The sequence below is a fragment of the Thiocapsa sp. UBA6158 genome, assembly GCF_002423035.1.
In the GTDB taxonomy this organism is placed as follows: Bacteria; Pseudomonadota; Gammaproteobacteria; order Chromatiales; family Chromatiaceae; genus Thiocapsa.
Window position 1 is genome coordinate 1 of record NZ_DIUM01000119.1, and the last position, 16,450, is coordinate 16,450.

Here is a 16,450-nt window from a genome sequence, read left to right on the forward strand (position 1 = left end):
ACACAAGTCGGACAGGCTCCTAGGGTAAGAGAGCCGATGCCATCCGGAGACGGAGTCGCTCAACCATGCGAGCACACGACATCGATCAGAGCGCCGGCCACTCGCCCCATGAGGGCGGCCGGCAAACCTCGTGCGCCGACTCGCTGCGTCTGTCCGGGCCGGCGCTCGGGCCGGAACCAGCCTCCGATGGTATGGACCGGCACACCCGCGAACGGATCGAGCAGGCCCTACGGCATGTCGCCCTCGGGGTCTGCGCAGCCAGCGGCGAGACCCTCTTCCAGACCATCGTCGACTCGCCGACCAAGACCCTCGGGGTCGACCTGGCCTTCATCAGCGAGCTGCCGGCCGGCTGCGACACCCATGTCGGCACCCGTGCGGTCAGCGATCGGGGCCAACCCATACCCAACCTGGAATACGGCCTGGCCGGTACACCCTGTCGACGGGTGCTGGACGAAGGGTTTCAGTTCATCGGAGAGGATCTCTCACGGCATTTCCCGGGCGACCACATGCCGAGCGACCTCGGCGCCGTCGCTTACGCCGGCTATCCCCTCCTGGACTCGGCCAAGCGCCCGATCGGTCTGGTCGCACTCCTGCATCGCGAGCCCTTGACCGACCCCGGGCTGATCGAGGCGGTGCTGCAGATCTATTCGGTCCGGGCCGCGGCCGAGCTGGATCGACAGCGCTCCGCGGCGAGCTATCGGGCCATCTTCGAGGCGGCGGAGGACGCCATCTTCGTTCACGACCTGGCCACCGGGGCGATCTGCGATGCCAACCCGGCGGCCTGCCGCATCTACGGCTATTCGCATGAGGAGATCCTCCGTCTGAATCCCGCGCAGCTCTCTTCCGGCATCCCGCCCTACGATCACGCCGGTGCCGCCCGATGGATCGGGTTGGCGAGCGCCGGCGCGCCGCAACGCTTCGAATGGCACCGTCGCAACAAGGACGGCAGCCTGCACTGGGACGAGGTGACCCTCAAACGCGCGACCCTCGGCGGTATCGACCGCCTGATCGCCATCACACGCGAGATCACCGAGCGCAAACGCATCGAAGAGACCTTGAGGGCCACGGTCGAGGCCGCACTCGACGCCGTCATCGGCATGGACGGTGCAGGCAAGGTCATCGCCTTCAATCCGGCCGCGGAGCAGACCTTCGGCTATCGTCGCGAAGAGGCGATCGGAAAACCGCTGGCCGACCTGATCGTCCCCGAGCGCTTCCGCGATGCCCACCACACGGGGATGGAGCGCTATCGCCAGGACGGCCACGGCCCCATGCTGGGACGGCGCGTGGAGGTCGTCGCCTGTCGCGCCGACGGCAGCGAGCTGCCCGTCGAGCTTGCCATCGACCGGGCCCAAGGACCGGACGGCGACTTCTTCGTCGGCTATCTGCGCGACATCACCGAGCGCAAGCTCGCCGAGGAGGAGCACGCCCGACTCGAGGCCCAGCTGCGCCAAGCGCAGAAGATGGAGGCGATCGGCCATCTGGCCGGGGGCATCGCCCACGACTTCAACAACATCCTGACCGGTGCCATGGGCTATGTGACCCTGGCCCAAGAGCTGACGCGCGACCGCGGGGATGGGAAGCTCGACCGCTATCTCGACCGCGCCCAACGGGCGAGCCACCGCGCCCGGGACCTCATCCAACAGCTCCTCACCTTCAGCCGCGGCCGACGCGGCGACCCGCGCCCGCTCGACCTCGCGCCTTTGGTGCGCGAGACGCTGCGCCTCCTGGGCGCGACCCTGGCCGCCGAGGTCGAGATTGAAACCCATCTCCCGCCAGCCCTGCCCCGGGTCAATCTGGACCCGATCCAGGTCGAGCAGATCCTGGTCAATCTCTGCATCAACGCGCGCGACGCCATGTCGGGCAGCGGTCGTCTGGTGATCGGCCTCGCCCGCGAGCATCTCGGCGGCACCGTCTGCTCCTCCTGCCGCCAAAAGGTCCGGGGGGACTATCTGGTCCTACGGGTGAAGGATACGGGGTGCGGGATCGACCCCGCGCATCTGGATCGACTGTTCGAGCCTTTCTTCACGACCAAGGCGAGCGGCCAAGGCAGCGGCATGGGGCTCGCCGTGGTGCACAGGCCATGCCGCGGATGACGGGGCTCGAGCTGATCCGACGGATCCGCCCGACCCACCCCCATCTGCCGATCATTCTCTACACCGGCAACGCCGATGCTCTGGATGCCGAGGAGGTCGAGGCCGCCGGTGTCCGTGCCCTGATCCGCAAGCCGGTGGACGTGGCAGCGCTGGGGGCGCTGCTGAGAGAACTGCTGACTTGAATCCGGAAGCGCGGTGGCGAGGCCGGCGTGCTGGACCCGGACGCCCGGATCGAGCTGATCGAATGGCCCGGTTGAAGGAGCGCCGAGTCATCCCAACCTCGATTCACCAAGCGATCATGTCGCACTCCAGCGGGCTGCAGACGTGAATTTCGGTCCGTTTAATCCAGCAGGTGATCCCCCTTGTCGATGAAACCCCTCGTGATCGAAAACGACGTCATTGCCGACCTCGCGTTGGACGTCACGCAGGCGGTGCTCGCCAAGAGCGAGGAAGCCCGAGCGGTCATGGAGGACCCATCCGGCCCGCTCGATCTGGCACGGGCCTTGGCGGACTTCTTCCCGGTCGCCGGGGCCTTGGAAAACGGAGCGGCGCACCTTGATCAGGAACACCTGCAGGAGTTCTGCGCCTACGGGCTGGACTTGCTTGACCGTCTCGCCTTCCTGGTGCGGAAAGTCGAGATCATGGACAAGAGAGACCCGGTTGCGCGCATGTTTGCATCGATGGGGGTTTGGGTCGCTCGGCGCGGCGCCACCATCGATAACCTGGAAGGCACCGCCGACGGCTTCGGCATGATCGTGAACGCCACGAGCGCGAGCGATGATCTCCGCTTCTTGTGCGGCCTTATGGAGGAGGTCATCGAGGCAGCATCGACGAGGCTGCAACTCGACGAGGATCGTGGTGACGCTTGGCGTCCTTGGCGCGTCATCAATCTCAACGCCGGCATTGCCGCAACTCGATCGCTCGACCCCCAGCTCATGGAGCGAACGTTCGAGAAGATGAGCCGACGGCTGCCATACGACATGCCCGGTTTCCTTGCCGACGGCATGCGACAGGCGGCCTTCCAGACCGTACCGGATGCGGTCAAAGACGTGATGCGCAGGTATATGGAACGGTGGCCGGCCAACGCGCTCCACTAGCGGCAGGGAAAGTTCGCGGGTCACCGGTTCTCGCCGAAAAAGAGCGAGGCTGGAGACAAACGTCCGGCCGATTCTTCGAGCTGATGAACGGCCGGAACAGACTGTTTTGTTTAATTCCATGCCATTCGGGTCAGTGCCCTTCGCCCCTATTCATGGGGTTTCGAATCGAGACAGACCACAAAGCTCCGACCGTCGGGCCTTGATCGTTATCCCGACCAGCAGCGCGCACGCCATGCGTAGTCAGGGCTTCCAGCCCTGATCATGTCAGGCCAAGATGGCCTGACGACGCACGTTGCCCGCCGAAGTGGCCGAACTTACGAACAAGGCCGACCGTCGAGCTCGCTTCAAAGGCATGCTGAGGCTTCCCTGCCTCGATCGATCTCGCTGCTGCCGACAAGTGGCGATCAGAGCTTGTGGGCGTAGAGAACCTCGATCTCGTCGAGATAGGCGATGCCGGAGAAGTTATCGAAGTATTTCTCCGCAATCTTGGTGGCGATCTCGCGCGCGACGTCTTCGCTCGCGGTGATGATCTCAAGCTTGATGTTGGAGAAGGTATCGGAGACGGCCGGTTGACCGGAAGAGCGCGTGTTACGGCTGCCCTTGCCGCCGGCAGCCATCACCGTGTAGCCGGTCGCAGCGCTCGCCTCGAGAATCTTGACGATGTCTCTCAGGAGCACCTTCTCGGTGATGACCACGAGCTTGGACGCTTGCTGTGCCATGACGGATGACCTCCAGTGGCTTTTTCGCGTTGGTTCAGGGGCGACAGTTCGTGCGGCATCAGGGCGGCACGGGCTGCGCGGGGCTTGATGGCCCGCCTTCGGCGGGCCTTTTCAAGGGCGTTTAGATTCCAAACACCGCCTGGGCTAGGCCGATATAAAGCGGTATACCGATGGCGATGGCAACCGGCGTACCGACACCCGTCGAGGCGCCGACATAGGCGGATGGGTTCGCGCTCGGGATGCCGGCCCGCAAGGTCGGCGGCCCCGAGATGTCAGAGCTGGAGCCGGCAATGACGGCGAGCAGCACCACGCCGCCGGGGCTGAAGCCCGTCAGGACATGGGCGATATAGCCTAGCCCGAACGCGATCAGGCCATGCACCAGCGGCGCAATTGCGGCATAGACCGCATACCAGTGTGCGACACGGCGCAGCTCATTGAGCCGGGTATAGGCCTCCATACCCATGACCAGCATCAGCACCGAGAGCAGCCCCTTAAACAGGGGATCGTAGAAGCCTTCAAAGACGTTCCCCGGTTGAGTAAACAGGCCGAGAGCGATACCGAGCAAGAGCGCGGACAGGGCCGAGCCCTGCAGGCTTTCTTTGACGATCGGCCAGATCATCACCTTCTCCGATGACCCGTCTCTTCGCTTGAAATAGAGGTTCGCAAGCACGATTGCCACCACCAGTGCGGGGATATCCATGAAAGGATAAAGCGCTGGCGCCCAGTGCTCATAGACGATTCCCTCATTCTCCATCACGACGATGGCCGCTGCCATGGTCGAGCCGCTTACGGCTCCGAACAGGCCTGCTGTTGCAATGCCGTCCTCGGTACGGACGCCCGGCAGGAGTGCCAGGGTGAAGCGGCCGATGAAGACAATGATGATGCCGATCAGTACCGCAAAGAAGGCCGGCAGAAGCATATCTGCGAGGTTTGCCTCGCGAATCGACATGCCGCCGTCGAGCCCGACGCGCATCAGCAGCATGAAGACCACGAATTTGTAGATGGCATCGGGGATCTCGAGCTTGCTGCCAAGCGCGGCGATCACGATACCGCCGATCAGGAACGCCAGGGTTGGCGATTGAAATTGCGTCAAGAATCGGGTGAAGAATTCCAGCAATGCTTCCAAGGTTTCACTCCTCTGTCGAGTAACGGAGAATTGCCAACCGGACGGCATAGAGCCTACAGGCATTCGCTGCCGACTTTGTATTTTTTTTTCTCGTGCAACGTATAGGCGAGTAGCCATCTATTCGGAAATTACGACGGCGATCGCAGTAAAAAGCGAGTTTGAACCGAACATCACGGCCCCGATACATTCCCGAGGTGGGGTGAGGTGCGATGTCCCGAATGACTCGCATCTTTGTCAGCGGTCTGTTTGGAACCGAGGATTCGACAATGAAGCGACTGCGATCGATGAGCCCTGGATCTGGAGTGGGGTTCGGCACTGGTCTGATGGTGGCGTTGCTCGCCGTATCCCCCTCGCTTTTTGCCTGGGGACCGAGTGCTTTTTATCCGACCCCGATGGACCCGTTGATGCCGAGTCGGGAGCAGGCCCAACAGTTGCGCGGCGAGGTATCCGGGGTGCTGGAGACGATGCGCCGCGCACATTGGCAGTCCGCGCGTCGGGAATGGACTGGTGTTCCGGTGCAAGACGATGACAATCGTCCCGACCCGGGGACGTCCACGTATGGACCGTCTAGCTCGAAGCGCTGAGTCGGCAAAAAGCAGGTCCGGCTGCCGGACCGCCTTGCCGAGCGCATGGTCAGATTCTCGAAAGATTTTTGCTCCGAGCCGATGAGACAGGTACCGGCATAGCGCGGCACCGCCGGGTGATCGGCGACATTCAGGCCACCGGCACAGTCATCCACCATAGCCACACCGGGGATGAGCAGCACGGCGGCGTCGATCTTTCGGTCGCCGTCCGACCTCGGCATGCTCGCCCTCCTCCCCACCTGCAACCCACCGAAACCCTACGACAACAATCCCGATACGTTCGGGAAGCCGGCACGTTACAGGGGCGGTCCAGACTCATCTGCAACCGGATCGGACATGGCGCCTCGTCATCCCGACCCGGAAACCCCCGATCACCGCCTCGCGACCCACCCGGCGGTGATCCATTGCAGATCGATCGGAGGAGACCCGCATGCTCAAACGGGTGACTGTATTCACCTACGGGATTGTCAGCTACCTCGTCTTCTTTGCCAGCTTTCTCTATGCCATCGGCTTCATCGGCAACATCCTGGTGCCCAAGTCGATCGACTCGGCGCCGAGCGTCCCCTTCTGGACCGCGGCGCTGATCAATAGTCTGCTGCTCGGGATCTTTGCGGTGCAGCACAGCGTCATGGCCCGCCCGGCCTTCAAGCGCTGGATCACCCGCTACATCCCGCGCGAGGCGGAGCGCAGCACCTACACCTTGACGGCCAGCCTGTTGTTGATCGCGCTGTTCGTCTGGTGGCAGCCCATGGGCGGGGTCATCTGGAAGGTGACCGACCCGATCGGTCAGGCCGTGCTCTATGGCCTCTACGGCTTCGGCTGGGCCCTGGTGCTGGTCGCAACCTTTCTGATCAACCACTTCGACCTGTTCGGTCTGCGTCAGGTGTGGCTGCAGCTCGTCGGCAAGTCCTACACGCCGCTGCGCTTCAAGACCCCCGGTCCCTATCGCTTGGTGCGTCATCCGCTCTATGTCGGCTGGCTCTTCGTCTTCTGGGCGACCCCGACCATGACCGCGGCACACCTGCTGTTCGCGCTGCTGACCACGGGCTACATCCTGATCGGCATCCGGCTCGAGGAGCGCGACCTGCTCAAAACCCACCCCGAGTACGCCGGCTATCGCAAGCATGTGCCCATGCTGATCCCCCGCCTCGGCGGCAAGGGTCGCGGCAGCGGGCGCATCGCTACGGCCGGCGACGGCACCTGACATGACAGCGCAGCCCGGTCGGCGCATCGTCGATCGCGCCGACCGGGGCAACCCGTAGAGGACTGATCCACCACGTCACCACTGATCAAATCACCTGAGGAGACAACACCATGGCCCTCATGAGCCCCATCGATTTCGACGCCGAATATCTGCGCCACAAGGTCTGCGAGACCTACGACCGGGTCGCCCGCGAGCTCACACTCGATGCGCGCGCCAATCCGGACCTCTGGGCCGCCTGCATCGCCGGTGCCTTGGTCGAGGACGAGCTGCCCGCGATCGCCAAGTCGGTCGGGCTGCGTCGGGGCCGGCTGATCGGCTGCTACGACTGCTTCCGCAACACCAGTGCGGCGGACAAGGTGGCGAAGGATCTCAAGGTCCACGGCGTGACCTTTTTCGCCGTGAAGTAATCGACTTCAACAGATCGGAGACAACGCAATGAAACAAACCCGCAAGTCCTGATCGGGGTGACTGAAGTCGCCCCTGCAGGCGGATCGTTCCCCTCCCGCACATGACCTTGGTGCGCAGGGATGGGCTACCTCAGAGCCATATCCGACAAGATCCGCCGCGTCGCGCGCACCAATCGTTCCGATTATCCGATGTGTTGTCGTAGGTTTTTCCATCGCAGCCTTGTTCGTCAGCCGGCCCGCCCCGGCTATGCTCGGGAGGAAGATACCGGCCGACGGAGTCGACGAGAATCTTGCGCGCCCACCGGCATGAGTACCGCCTCCGGCTCGCGGCTGCATCTTCAGCGGCACCCTCGACGCCCTCGAGCCCGCCCGATGCGGCGCCGCCCTCCCGTCCGTTTTGATTCGACCCCTGTGACAGCCGCCGATCGGAGCCGTAACCGCCATGACCACATCCTCGCGTTCTCTGCTTGATCTCGCATTGCCCCCTGCCGCGGCAGAGCTGCTCGCCGCGGCACCGCGCGTGACGGTGGCCGGTACCACCGCCGAGCTCATGGCCCTCGCGGTGCGCGACGCGCCCGGGGGCAACCACGAGGTCGCCTACGAGGTGTCGGGCCGCGGCCGGGTGGTCGAGGCCACCGTCTGCCGCACCCGCAACGGCATCTGCGCCAACTACACCGAGCCCTACATGCGCCGTCGCGACCCCGACTGCATGGTCATCGGCGATGCCCGCCCCACCGACAAGCCGACTTACCGTGAACGCTTCGGCAAGCCGTTCGAGTCGGTGCGCGAGGCCACCTTCGAATGGCTCAAGACCCAGCCGCTCGCCGCCTTCCCCTTCTACGCGGGCCTTCCCGACAAGGGCGCCGAAGCCCTGGTGATTGCGCCGGACAACGCGGGGTTCTTCGCCCTCGGACTCGCGCTGCTGCAGGGGATCATTCACGAGGACGAGCTGCCCGCGGATTTCCAGCCGAAGGCGATCATCTACGTCGCCCCGCCCTTCCGGCACACGCATTTCGGCGGGCGTCAGGTCGTGGTGCACAACCGCCTGGATGATGTCCACGAGCTGTTCAGCTACAACCTCTATCCCGGCCCGAGCGCCAAGAAGGGGATCTACGGGGTACTGCTCAACATCGGCGAGGAGGAGCGCTGGGTGACCATGCACTGCTCCACCGTGCAGGTCGTCACCCCCTACGAGAACAAGCTGGTGATCGCCCACGAAGGCGCGAGCGGCGGCGGCAAAAGCGAGATGCTCGAGTATGCCCATCGCCAACCAGACGGGACCCTTTTGATCGGCCGGAATCTCAGCACCCGCGAGGAGCGCACGCTCACCCTGCCGCGCGGTTGCGAGCTTCGCCCGGTGACGGACGACATGGCGCTGTGCCATCCCTCCCTCGAGAAAGGCGCCGGCAAGCTGACCCTGATGGACGCGGAGAGCGCCTGGTTCGTCCGCTGCAACCACATCGCCCGCTATGGCACGGACCCGCACATCGAGGAGCTCACCATCCACCCCCCGGCGCCGCTCCTGTTCCTCAACATTCACGGGCGCCCGGACGCCACGACGCTGCTGTGGGAGCACATCGAGGACTCCCCCGGGGTGCCCTGCCCAAACCCGCGCGTGATCATCCCGCGGGCGGTGATCCCCCGCGTGGTCCCCGGCGCGGTGGACGTGGACGTGCGCAGCATGGGGGTACGCACCCCGCCCTGCACGCGCGCGCGTCCCAGCTACGGCATCATCGGGATGTTTCACCTGCTGCCTCCGGCGCTCGCCTGGCTGTGGCGGCTGGTGGCGCCGCGCGGTCATTCGAACCCGAGCATCGTCGAGACCGAAGGCATGTCCTCGGAGGGGGTGGGCTCGTATTGGCCGTTCGCCACCGGGCGCATGGTCGACCACGCCAACCTCCTGCTCAACCAGATCATCGAGACCCCCGAGGTGCGCTACGTCCTGATCCCCAACCAGCACATTGGCGCCTGGGAGGTCGGTTTCATGCCCCAGTGGATCACCCGCGAGTATCTCGCGCGCCGGGGCGGAGCGCGCTTCGGCGCGGACCGACTCAAGCCCTCACGCTGCCCGCTGCTCGGCTACACCCCGGGCACCATCATCGTCGAGGGCAGCACCATCGGCTCCTGGTTCTTCGAGGTCGACCAGCAGCCCGAGGTCGGAGCCGAGGCTTACGATCAGGGAGCGGCCATCCTGAGCGCCTTTTTCCACCGCGAGCTGCGCGCCTTTCTCGATCCCGACCTCCTGCCGACGGGCCGCCGTATCATCGACTGCTGCCTGTCGGGCGGGAGTCTGGAGGACTATGACGGTCTGCTCGATCTGCCCCTCTTCGAGCCCGGCGACGCCTGAAGGAGCGAGCGTTGGAACGTTTCGAGCACCGCTTCCACCACCCGCACCAGCGCTCCTTCGACCAAGCGCCGGCGGCCCTGCGCCGCCGCGTGTTCGGGGTCGACTACATCCAGCTGCGGGGCAAGCAGTCGGGCGAGCTCTTCGTCACCCGCCACGGCTGGCCGGTACTCGATTCGATCCTGCCGTCCCATTGGTTCGTCGGCGAGGGGTTGTCGAAGGTGGGACGCCAGTTGGCCGGGGCCACCGGGGCGGTGTACCGGGTCGCGGTGCCGCACAAGCGGCGAGAGCAGTTCGCGCTGGTGGTCAAGTTCAGCCGTTTCGCCCAGGAGGCGCTGGTATCGATCGCGCCCGACCAGGTCATGGACTGGGAGGAGCGAGACCGCATCGCGTCCAGCGAATTCCTGTCCCCGTTCGAGGAGTTTGCCCATCTAAAGCGGCTGCGCGCTGCGGCGGGTTGCAGCATTCCCACCAAGGCGCCGCTCGCGATCTACAGCCCGCCTACACGATACCTCGACTGGCAGCTCGGCCGCCGCTCCCACCGCCGCTGGTGGTACGACCGGGTTCTCGGCGAGGACCAGGCCGCCCAACCTGAGGGTGCGCGGGTGCGCTACGCCTGGGAACGCATGTACGTCCTCCTCTACCGCTGGATCGACGGCATCGACGCGGAGACCGCCCACCTGCAGGGATATCTGACCGAGCCCGAGCTGCGGCACCTGTCCGAGGACGCGCGCCAAGCGCTGCGACGTCTCGGCTGGGACGTTCTGGACCACAAGCCACGCCACCTGATCGTACGGCCCTGCCCGCGCTCGGGATGCCTGGTCAGTCGCCGCGGGCGGACCCTGTGGGCCCTGGTCGACTACGAGCTCCTGGTGCCCTACCCGGCGGCAGCAGCGCGACCCTGATCGTCCAGATTAGCGTGCGCCAGCTCTACGAAATCCGGAGGGGCGGCTTCGTCGCCAAGCGCATCCCGGCCGGGGATCAGCTCCAAAAGTGGGTGCACACCCCCCGGCGCATCGTGCTTCCCTGCAAGGTAAACCCGATGTTGTTTCCAACATCATCTCGTCACGGACCTCTAAGATTCGCTTCCGAGATGCTCTTGCGGGAGGAGACCTATGCCCGACAAGGTTGCCGGGCGGATCTGCCCCGGATGCGGAGAGCGCGGCGGCGACACAATCAGTCGGTCGTGACCTCGACAATGCCGTTGTACGAGCCGCCGATGATGTAGAGCCAAAGCTCCGCCCACGGATCGTCGCGTAGGTGGAAGCGTAACCAGTAGCCGATCCATTGCGCGACGTCATGGTTGGCCTTGGGCTGGGGCAGGGTCGGCTGCAGCGGATCAGGCCGGGCACCGGGCGGATCGTTCCGATCGGTGATGCCGTAGTGATTGGCGCCTTCAATGTCGATCCGGCCGCGGGGTGACTCCAGCGTCGGATAGGTGGCGTCGGCCTTGTCCGGCGTGGAGATGCCGTCGAGGCTGCCCTGGACCAGTGCAACCGCCACACCCGAGGTGTCGAGATCGGTCACGACACCATCGAAGCCGAGCATGTTGGTCCCGTAGAAGGCACCGGTCCGCAGTGCGGCTGGCGGGGTATAGGTGCCGTCGGGTGCGGTGCAGATCGCGGGCTCGCAGACTCCGGCGAGTGCGGTGAGTCCGACCCGGCCACCGAGCGAGTGGCCGATCACGGCCATGCTTTCGATATCGACGACCCGGAACAGCGGCGAGGACGGGTCCGCGTCGGCAGCGACCATGGTCGTGTAGACCGCCGTGACGACGCCGACCTCGCTGAACAGCACCGGGTCCGGAAAGGCCGGCGGGAAGCTGCGGAAGTGATTCGGCACCACGACCACATGGCCCCGACGGGCGAGTTGCATCGCCAACTGGCGATACTGGGATTTGTCCACCAGCGCTCCCTGCAGCACGGCCACCAACGGCAGGCTGTCCTCGAACCAGTCGGGAAACCGCGAGCGGATACGCGGCAGATACACATCGGCCGCGTCGCCGTTGTCGAGGGTCAGCATCAGGGTGCGGACCGATGGAGATTGGGCCTGAAAGGCGCTGGCGTCGTCGGCATCGGGAAAGGCGCAGGCCGCACCGGCGATGGCGACGGAACCGGCCGCGAGCAGGGTCGCCAGTCTTCGGCGCATCCGGGCGCGGTGGTCAATCGGGTGCTGATCATCTCTGCGGAACTCGAACATTGAACATCTCCTGCCCCGGCGAGCGCGGGTTGACTGATCGGTGCTGCGGTTTTGGCTGCCGTTAGGGTCGGCTGAAACGACCCAAGACCAGCTGGACCGCAGGCATCCGCAAAAGCGGTGGACGAATCCGATAGGGTCAGCGTGGATTACTCTGAGGAATTCCCGTGGAATAAAGTGACCGACCACGCCCGATCCTGCGGCTCGGCGCACAAGACAAACGGCGCTGAGATACAGCGCCAGGCCGGCCATCACGTGCTTTGCGGTTCGGATGGGGTCTCATAGCGCTCGAGCAATTCTTTCAGCGCATACTCCTTGTTCGGGAGGAAGTGATCGCGTCCGAGCTCTTCGACGATTCCGGTTTTCTCGAGAACCGACATCACCTGATGCTTCAATCCGCTGAAGTAGAGCCCGATGTCGGCGTCTCGCAGCTGTTTTGCGACCTCGTTGATCTTTTCTTCACCTGATGCGTCGATCTCGTTGATGCCACTGCCGATGATCAGGATCACCCGGGTCTTCGGAAACTCGGCGATGGCCTCCAGCACGATGTCCTCGAAGTAAGCGACGGTCGAGAAGGTCAGCGAGCCGTCGAAACGGACCGGCACGACCGTCTCGCTGACCGGCACGAGATTGTGCGCCTTGATGCCGCCGAGGGTTCCATCCGGTTTACGCGCGACGATCTCAGCGCGCGGACGCATACTCTTGATCAGATAGAGCAGCACCGTCAGGACAATGCCGAGGAGTATGCCGTTGGCGATTGCCGGAGCCATCACGAGGGTCGCCAGGAAGGTCACGATGCCGACGATCGCGCCGCCGCGGTCGACCTTCCAGGCATGGACCAGCGGCGCGACGCGGATCAGGCCGAAGACGGCCATCATCACAATGACCGCCAGCACGGACTGCGGCAGGCTGTAGAGGTAGGACGTAAAGAACAGCAGGAAGACCATCACCGCCAGCGCGCTGATGACGGCGAAGAGGCCGGTCTTGGCGCCCGTCTTGGCCGCAACGGCCGATCGCGAGAAGGATCCGCTGACCGTGTAGGAGCTAAAGAAGCTCCCGACGATGTTCGCCAGACCCTGTCCGACGAGCTCCTTGCTCGCGTTGATCCGCTCCCCCGTGGTGGTGGCGATGGCCTTGGAGATCGAGGTGGCCTCCATGAAACCGATCAGGGCCATCACGATCGCCGCCGGCAGCAGCGCCAGGATCAAATCCCACTGCACCTCGGGCACGGCGAACTGCGGCAGCCCCTTGGGAATATCCCCCACCACGGCCCCGCCCGAGGAGAGCGTCACGTCCCCGTCGTGCGTCTCGACGAAATGCCAGATTCGACCGTCACGCGCCAGTCCCTCGGGGACCTGGCCTTTGGCGAAGAGGAGCATCGGCCCGTCCGGGATCGGCGAGCCTTCCAGGCGGATCGCGTGCAGGTCGATGCGACGCGCGTTGTTCTGTGACCGCGACTGATCCAACTCGTACTGGAAGAGACGGACCGACGCCGATAACTCCGCGGCGCGCTTGATGGCCTCCATCCCGCCTGCCTGCTCGAGTCGAGCGGCCTCGCGGCTGCGCTCCGCGATCAACGCGGTGAGGGCCTTGATGCGCATCTCGGTCTGGCCGTAAGCCTCGATCGTCTCCACCGTCCGCACGTCCTGGATCTGCTCGATCCCGACGCTCGACTTGTGCTCGAAGCCGATGAGAGCAGACGCGGCGGTCGTTGCGAGTACGGCAATCAAGACGCCGGGGAGCCGTGAAGAGACCCGTTTGATCGCGTTGATGAGCAGAAAGGCCGCAAGCGCGAACACCAGTGTCGGCCAGTGCGTCTCGCCGATCTGCTGCACGACTCGCCAGAGATCCGCAAGATAGAAGTCGGAGCGAGGAAAGGGCACGCCGATGATCTTGCTGAGCTGCGACAGTCCGATGATCAGCGCCGCGGCATTCGTGAAGCCCACGACCACGGGACTCGACAGCAGGTTGACGATGGCCCCGAGCTTGAATAGACCCAGTGCGAGACGCAGCACTCCGACCATCAAGGCCAGCATGATCGACAGCTCGATGAAGCTCGCGCTTCCCGGTGAGGCGAAGGGGATGATCGCCGCCGCGGACATCAGCGAAAGCATCGCCACCGGGCCGGTGTGCAGTTGACTCGACGAGCCCCACATCGAGGCGATCATGACGGGCACAAAGGACGCGTACAGCCCGTACACGACAGGCAGGCCCGCCAACTGGGCATAAGCCATGCCTTGGGGCAGCAACACCAAAGCGACCGTGATGCCGGCAATGATGTCGTTGCGCAAGCCTTCCCGAGTCATGGGGAACCAGCGCAAGAAGGGCAGAACAGGATGCAGACGTTCCATCATGACGACTCGTCCGGCTGATTGAAGAGCGAACACGCACCCGATCGGTGTGCGCAAGTGGCCAGCAATCCTTTAGAGTAGAGAGGTGTTGGCGGTCGGACTAATCGATGATAGGCGTCCGTGGCATAGCTGATGATCGATGTGTGCCACAACCGAAGGGGATCTCGGGCGATTTCCGGGAGTGAGCATCCCGCCGGCACGGGCCTGCAGGTCCCCGGGCAACTTAAGTCATCCCGGGCGATTGTTCCTTTCCCGGAAATCATCCCGGTGCACAGAGACGCGCACCGCGAGGGTTACATGGGTCTCTGGAAACTCAGCAGAGATTCCACCTCGCGCACGCCCAAGATGTCGCCAGCCAGGGCCTCGGCAACCTGTCGCTCTGCCAGCGACGTGACTGTGCCGCGAAGCAACACCACCCCGTCGGTCGAGCTCACCTCCATGCTGCCCGCGTTCACGGTGGTGTCGTAGCGCAGGACGGCCCCGAGGCGATTGGCGATCCAGGTATCGGAGCGCTTGACCTCGGCGACCGCAGCCTGGCGCTCGCGCTCCTCGGTCAAGACATCCGGGTCGACGTTGATGTAATTGAAGACTTCGCGCACCCCTTCGGTGGTCCCGACAATTGTCGCCACACGATCGGAAGCTCCGGTCGAGCCGACGCGACCCTGGAGGCGAGCGATGCCCCCGTCGATCTCGACGGAAACCTCCAGCCCGCTCGTGCTGATCTGCCACTCCAAGCGCTCCCGGATCTTGGTCGCCACATCCAGGTCTTCGACTCGGGCAGTGAGTGGCCCCGGGCTCTGTGCGAAGTCGGCGTTCAGGTCGAGGGCGTTATCTACCGGCACCCCGTCGGCGACCAGGTTGGCCAGATCCTCGGCAAGGGCTCGCTCGATGGCGCCCGGCACCGATCCCTCGATGCGCAGGCGCCCGTCCCGCAAGAGGACTTGGATCGTATAGCCGCTGAGATGTTGGTTGAGCGCGATGATGGTCTCGACCTTGGCCGCGGCTGCGGCGTCGGTATCGGCCCGCAGGGGCGATGCCGAGAGCAGGGCCAGCAATGCCGAGGTGATCAAGATACGCTCCGGTCGTGTCGATCTCATGAGTTTGGTGCTCGCTGTCGGGAATTCAGAATGCAGGCGCCGACGCGGCGCGCTGGAAGATGTCGACTCGGAACGACCATAACGCGTCCCGTCCGCGAAACCAAACACTCAGCCGGACGATCCGCGAGCTCAGTGGTTCGCGCGGTGCGCGCACCCTCGGTCGGTACAGGCTGATTATTTGCCGGAGATGGCCAATCATCAATGTGCAGCGGTGAGGTCGGGCACTAAAGTTCAGCGCAGTGTACATCAGCACCTTCGATGCCGAGTGTCGGTCTCGCCCCGCTCCGCGGGGTCTTGACCAGCCGGCTTTCCCGCAATACCGACCCGCACCAGCACGGGCGACCCGAGCCAGGTCTCGGGAGGCCCGAGGAAGCGAACGATGACAGACCCTGCTCGCATGACGATCCTGTTCGACAATCATCCCGGCGTCCCGGGCCTGACGAGCCTTTGGGGTTTCGCGGCCCTGATTCGGGTCGCAGACCGCACGATCCTGTTCGATACGGGCAGCAACGGCCGCGTCCTGCTGAAGAACATGGCCGCGCTCGACATCGCCCCGGAATCCATCGATCTACTCTTTGTCTCACATCCGCATTGGGATCACATGGGAGGGTTGGACTCCGTCTTGGAGATGAATCCACGGGCGACCCTCGTCGTCCACGAGGGTTTCTCGAAGCATCTGATCAAAGATCTTCGTGGTCTGTGCGGCGAGTTGGTTGTCGTCGGGGCCGACCCTGTGGAGCTTGCTCCCGGCGTCTTTTCGACCGGCATGCTCGACAGCGACCCTCCCGAGCACGCGATGGTGATCGAGGCCGACGGAGTCACGGCAGCCATCAGCGGCTGTGCGCATCCCGGAATAGAGCGGATCGTCGAGCACGCCTCGCTCCTTCTGGGGAAGAAGATCGATTGGGCCATCGGCGGGTTTCACCTGATGTACTCGGACGCCTCGGGGATCGATCGGGCGATTCGCGCGCTGCAGGTCCTCGACGTCGCCTACGTGGTGCCGACGCACTGTACCGGAGACGCCGCAAGGGACGCGTTCCGTCAGGCGTTCGGCGAGCGCTGTTTCGATGGCGGCGTTGGCCGGGAGATCGGCCTTGTCGGGCGGACGGACGCGCCCGGGTAGCCGACGGGCGTCCATGTCGGCATGAGGATGCCGACCGGATCGGTGTCGGCATGAAGATCAAGGCTCGCTCAACAGAGGTATTAAACAAGGTGATTAGCGTCGTGCCTCA

Annotated in this window: 13 protein-coding genes; 8 read left to right on the top strand and 5 right to left on the bottom strand. The window is 64.5% G+C overall.

What is annotated here, in order from left to right; translation table 11 throughout:
- The first annotated feature begins 65 nt into the window (after positions 1–65).
- The 3 genes from B4N44_RS16455 (at position 66) to B4N44_RS16465 (ending at position 3,190) form a co-directional block, all read left to right on the top strand.
- A complete protein-coding gene (locus B4N44_RS16455; RefSeq protein ID WP_296703081.1) occupies positions 66–2,093 on the top strand; it encodes a PAS domain S-box protein in 2,028 nt (675 codons plus the stop codon).
- Positions 2,081–2,275, top strand: coding sequence for a response regulator (locus B4N44_RS16460; protein ID WP_296703084.1), 195 nt, complete (start codon positions 2,081–2,083; stop codon positions 2,273–2,275). Before B4N44_RS16455 ends, B4N44_RS16460 begins: the two co-directional genes overlap by 13 nt.
- Positions 2,276–2,461: 186 nt before the next feature.
- The gene (locus tag B4N44_RS16465; protein ID WP_296703086.1) at positions 2,462–3,190 is read left to right on the top strand and encodes a hypothetical protein; all 729 of its coding nucleotides are present in this window, start codon (positions 2,462–2,464) and stop codon (positions 3,188–3,190) included.
- A 404-nt stretch (positions 3,191–3,594) separates the two neighbouring features.
- Here B4N44_RS16465 and B4N44_RS16470 read toward each other — a convergent pair whose 3' ends face one another.
- Both B4N44_RS16470 and B4N44_RS16475 read right to left on the bottom strand, forming a co-directional pair.
- Entirely contained in the window at positions 3,595–3,909 is a 315-nt protein-coding gene (locus tag B4N44_RS16470; RefSeq protein WP_296703088.1) for a P-II family nitrogen regulator, read from the bottom strand.
- Positions 3,910–4,030: 121 nt separating this feature from the next.
- Positions 4,031–5,035: a sodium-dependent bicarbonate transport family permease gene (locus tag B4N44_RS16475; protein ID WP_296703090.1), complete on the bottom strand. Its 1,005-nt coding sequence runs from the start codon at positions 5,033–5,035 to the stop codon at positions 4,031–4,033.
- A gap of 1,014 nt (positions 5,036–6,049) precedes the next feature.
- On the opposite strand from B4N44_RS16475, the gene mddA reads away from it, so the two are divergent.
- From mddA to B4N44_RS16495, 4 genes are all read left to right on the top strand, one after another.
- The gene (gene mddA, locus B4N44_RS16480; protein ID WP_296703091.1) at positions 6,050–6,823 is read left to right on the top strand and encodes a methanethiol S-methyltransferase; all 774 of its coding nucleotides are present in this window, start codon (positions 6,050–6,052) and stop codon (positions 6,821–6,823) included.
- Between the two features lie 110 nt (positions 6,824–6,933).
- Positions 6,934–7,230, top strand: a complete 297-nt coding sequence (locus B4N44_RS16485) for a hypothetical protein (RefSeq protein WP_296703093.1) — start codon at positions 6,934–6,936, stop codon at positions 7,228–7,230.
- Between the two features lie 442 nt (positions 7,231–7,672).
- The gene (locus tag B4N44_RS16490) at positions 7,673–9,577 is read left to right on the top strand and encodes a DUF4914 family protein (RefSeq protein ID WP_296703095.1); all 1,905 of its coding nucleotides are present in this window, start codon (positions 7,673–7,675) and stop codon (positions 9,575–9,577) included.
- A gap of 11 nt (positions 9,578–9,588) precedes the next feature.
- The gene (locus tag B4N44_RS16495) at positions 9,589–10,479 is read left to right on the top strand and encodes a hypothetical protein (protein WP_296703097.1); all 891 of its coding nucleotides are present in this window, start codon (positions 9,589–9,591) and stop codon (positions 10,477–10,479) included.
- 271 nt (positions 10,480–10,750) lie between these two features.
- Here the strand turns inward: B4N44_RS16495 and B4N44_RS16500 are convergent, their stop codons facing one another.
- From B4N44_RS16500 to B4N44_RS16510, 3 genes are all read right to left on the bottom strand, one after another.
- Positions 10,751–11,773, bottom strand: coding sequence for a hypothetical protein (locus tag B4N44_RS16500; RefSeq protein WP_296703098.1), 1,023 nt, complete (start codon positions 11,771–11,773; stop codon positions 10,751–10,753).
- Between the two features lie 248 nt (positions 11,774–12,021).
- Complete coding sequence (locus tag B4N44_RS16505) at positions 12,022–14,124, bottom strand: SulP family inorganic anion transporter (protein WP_296703099.1); 2,103 nt, start codon at positions 14,122–14,124, stop codon at positions 12,022–12,024.
- A 290-nt stretch (positions 14,125–14,414) separates the two neighbouring features.
- On the bottom strand, positions 14,415–15,218 hold the full coding sequence (locus B4N44_RS16510) for a BON domain-containing protein (protein ID WP_296703100.1): 804 nt from the start codon (positions 15,216–15,218) through the stop codon (positions 14,415–14,417).
- A 379-nt stretch (positions 15,219–15,597) separates the two neighbouring features.
- Between B4N44_RS16510 and B4N44_RS16515 the strand changes: the two genes are divergently transcribed.
- Positions 15,598–16,341, top strand: coding sequence for an MBL fold metallo-hydrolase (locus B4N44_RS16515; RefSeq protein WP_296703104.1), 744 nt, complete (start codon positions 15,598–15,600; stop codon positions 16,339–16,341).
- Positions 16,342–16,450 lie beyond the last annotated feature (109 nt).